We start from the raw sequence: 1,889 nt of genomic DNA on the forward strand, positions 1-1,889 counted from the left end.
GGCAAAAGGCAAAAGCTTTATCGAAATGTGTAATTAATTTTGCTTAGGTACTTAACAAGATTCTATACTTTATATCCCGTAACCAAGCAACAGGATTATTATGTCCTTGTTGTTCTAACCCTGTTGCATAGTTTTCCATCACCTGCAAAAATTGGGGGTCAATCAATTCCTGATTTGCTTGCAGAATATTATTGAGTTCCTCACCATCAGCACAAGCGAGCAACTGTTCAATTAAATTAACATAAGCTTGGGCGCGTTGTTCATTCATTGTCTGTACTGTGATTCATGTGATTATGTGATGGACTGTGATTTTTTTTGAGAGAGAGCGACCTTATGATATAGTGTGATACAATAAATATTCGTGATTGTCAAGGACAAAGGATAACCTAGTCATAGTCGATCATTCAATCATTCTAATCATAGTTTAGACATTATTAAGGAGAAGGACTATGGACATCACCATTCATCTTAGCCAAGAACAAAGGGAAAAACTCGCCTACATCCAACAACATAGCGATCAGGATATCACTACCCTGCTCAATCAAGTTATTGAGCAACAATATACCAAACTACACCCGCGTAACTCAGATGCTCTTAAAGTGCTGAAAGAAAGCGGTTTTATTGGGTGTGGACAAGGTTCGCCCGATCTTTCTACTAATTATAAAACCATCCTCAAGGAAGAATGGTCAGCCAAACATGATTATAGTTGATACAGGCTTCTGGTTGGCCCTCGCCAATGAGCAAGATCATCATCATCAACAAGCACAGCTTGTAATTCAAAGATTGCGAGAACCCCTAATAACAACCTGGTGTGTTGTCACCGAAACTTGTTACCTTTTGCTAACTCGTCTCGGTAATCATGCTCAACTGCTATTTATTCAAAATTTCTTAGCAGGTGGTTTTGAAGTATTTGAATTACAATCAAATCATGTTAGACGAATGCAACAACTTATGAAACGTTATGAAGATATACCAATGGATCTAGCTGATGCTTCATTAGTAGTATTAGCTGAAAACTTAGGGCATGGGAAAATTTTAACGTCAGCTCGCCGCGATTTTTCAATCTATCGCTGGCAGGATACCCATACTTTTCAAAATTTATTCTTAGGATATCCTTAATAATTTCGAGAGAATGATAATACTTTTGCTTCAGGTATCCTCTTTATTGGCGATCGCTACTAATCCGGCGATCAAACGGCTTGCAACATGAATTCAACCTTGATCGCTTCAAAAGGGAACTCTACGCTCCCATCTGCTACACGACTCAGAATACCGACATTTAAAAGTGCCGTAATATCTCCATGTACTGCTTTTACATCCCGATGTACTCGCCTCGCCGCCTCACGGATAGAAATGGGGCCAGCACCGCACATAGCTTTGAGGAGTTCCCACCGCTTGGCAGTCAGAACTTTCCAGAGAAGTTCGGGGGTAGCAAAACTGATACGAACTTCTTTTTCTGCTCGACCAGTTTTCATCGCTTGAACGGCATCGGCAAGGGTGTCAGTCAAGGAGCGAACTTCAAGAACGACCGTGTTCATAATTCCACCTCAAAATGTCAGAGTTGAAGTCGGCCATCAATTGGTCTGGCGAAGAGAAAGCATAAAGAGACTCCACACCATCGAAATGACGGTGATCGCCTTTACCGCGTTCGTTATCATATCGCAACACACATTTGCCGTTGACTATGTAAGCGAGACGATATTTGTAAGGATGCTCCGATGGCAGAACTGGTTGGGAAACACGCCAGACAGTGACTTCTGCGAATGCGTCTGGGGCCAAGATGACGCGACGACGAATGAGAGCGGTAGCCTTCATGTTGGATATACTAACAACACCTTAGCCTGTTGTCAATGTCCCCAACAGTTAAAAACGCCTCATATTCTTCTATA

Annotated in this window: 5 protein-coding genes; 2 read left to right on the forward strand and 3 right to left on the reverse strand. The window is 41.6% G+C overall.

Features of this window, described 5'->3' with window-relative positions:
• Positions 1–43: 43 nt before the first annotated feature.
• On the reverse strand, positions 44–268 hold the full coding sequence (locus PX636_RS07645; protein WP_288116649.1) for a hypothetical protein: 225 nt from the start codon (positions 266–268) through the stop codon (positions 44–46).
• A 181-nt stretch (positions 269–449) separates the two neighbouring features.
• Here PX636_RS07645 and PX636_RS07650 point away from each other — a divergent pair, with 181 nt between their 5' ends.
• A complete protein-coding gene (locus PX636_RS07650; RefSeq protein WP_002751499.1) occupies positions 450–710 on the forward strand; it encodes a hypothetical protein in 261 nt (86 codons plus the stop codon).
• Positions 697–1,119 carry a type II toxin-antitoxin system VapC family toxin gene (locus PX636_RS07655; RefSeq protein ID WP_288116650.1) on the forward strand — a complete coding sequence of 141 codons (423 nt, stop codon included), beginning with the start codon at positions 697–699 and terminating at the stop codon, positions 1,117–1,119. The genes PX636_RS07650 and PX636_RS07655 overlap by 14 nt, the downstream gene beginning before the upstream one ends.
• 71 nt (positions 1,120–1,190) lie before the next feature.
• Here the strand turns inward: PX636_RS07655 and PX636_RS07660 are convergent, their stop codons facing one another.
• Both PX636_RS07660 and PX636_RS07665 read right to left on the reverse strand, forming a co-directional pair.
• Entirely contained in the window at positions 1,191–1,538 is a 348-nt protein-coding gene (locus PX636_RS07660; RefSeq protein WP_002751511.1) for an HVO_A0114 family putative DNA-binding protein, read from the reverse strand.
• Positions 1,519–1,815, reverse strand: a complete 297-nt coding sequence (locus PX636_RS07665; protein WP_004163330.1) for a toxin-antitoxin system TumE family protein — start codon at positions 1,813–1,815, stop codon at positions 1,519–1,521. The genes PX636_RS07660 and PX636_RS07665 overlap by 20 nt, the downstream gene beginning before the upstream one ends.
• Positions 1,816–1,889 lie beyond the last annotated feature (74 nt).

The sequence above is a fragment of the Microcystis sp. M53598_WE2 genome (genome assembly GCF_030067735.1).
Classification (GTDB): Bacteria; Cyanobacteriota; Cyanobacteriia; order Cyanobacteriales; family Microcystaceae; genus Microcystis; species Microcystis aeruginosa.

Coding starts and splice junctions, on each gene's coding strand:
- PX636_RS07655 (WP_288116650.1), top strand. CDS start 697: ATGATTATAGTTGATACAGGCTTCTGGTTGGCCCTCGCCAATGAGCAA.
- PX636_RS07660 (WP_002751511.1), bottom strand. CDS start 1,538: ATGAACACGGTCGTTCTTGAAGTTCGCTCCTTGACTGACACCCTTGCC.
- PX636_RS07665 (WP_004163330.1), bottom strand. CDS start 1,815: ATGAAGGCTACCGCTCTCATTCGTCGTCGCGTCATCTTGGCCCCAGAC.
- PX636_RS07650 (WP_002751499.1), top strand. CDS start 450: ATGGACATCACCATTCATCTTAGCCAAGAACAAAGGGAAAAACTCGCC.
- PX636_RS07645 (WP_288116649.1), bottom strand. CDS start 268: ATGAATGAACAACGCGCCCAAGCTTATGTTAATTTAATTGAACAGTTG.